Origin of the sequence: Cryobacterium sp. MLB-32, assembly GCF_000738085.1 — a bacterium.
GTDB lineage: Bacteria > Actinomycetota > Actinomycetes > Actinomycetales > Microbacteriaceae > Cryobacterium.
On sequence record NZ_JPRS01000506.1, the window covers coordinates 1 to 625 of the forward strand.

At 57.0% G+C, this 625-nt stretch carries 1 protein-coding gene; it reads left to right on the top strand.

Going from position 1 to position 625, the window contains the following annotated elements:
- Nucleotides 1–109: 109 nt before the first annotated feature.
- The coding region (gene infC / locus JF66_RS19655; protein ID WP_081882516.1) for a translation initiation factor IF-3 at nt 110–625 on the top strand (516 nt) is incomplete at its 3' end.

Below are 625 nucleotides of genomic sequence, written 5' to 3' on the forward strand. Positions count from 1 at the left end.
TTGGTTGAGCAAGTGAGCTCGACCGAATGCTCGTGATTTTCCTCTCTTCGTCCCCAGCCGGTATCCGCCGGCTTGTTGTAGCCACGAAGTTAACCAAGAGGAGAGACGCATCAGCGATCCCCGTACAAATGACCGTATTCGCGTCCCCGAAGTTCGTCTCGTTGGTCCCAACGGCGAACAGGTCGGTGTCGTGGCAATTGATGTTGCCCTGCGCCTTGCTCAGGATGCCGACCTCGACCTCGTCGAAGTTGCACCCGAAGCCAAGCCGCCCGTGGCCAAGATCATGGACTACGGCAAGTTCAAGTACGAGGCTGCGCAGAAGGCCAAAGAGGCCCGGCGCAACCAGGCGAACACGATCCTCAAAGAGGTTCGTTTCCGCCTCAAGATTGATACCCACGACTACGAGACCAAGCGCAAACGCGCCGAAGGCTTCCTGAAGGCTGGCGACAAGGTCAAGGCCATGATTTTGTTCCGTGGTCGTGAACAGTCCCGCCCCGATCAGGGCGTACGACTGCTCAAAAAGTTTGCCGAGGATGTGTCCGAGTTCGGTTCCGTGGAATCGACTCCGACCATTGACGGACGAAACATGGTCATGGTCATCGGACCTCTGAAGAACAAGTCAGAG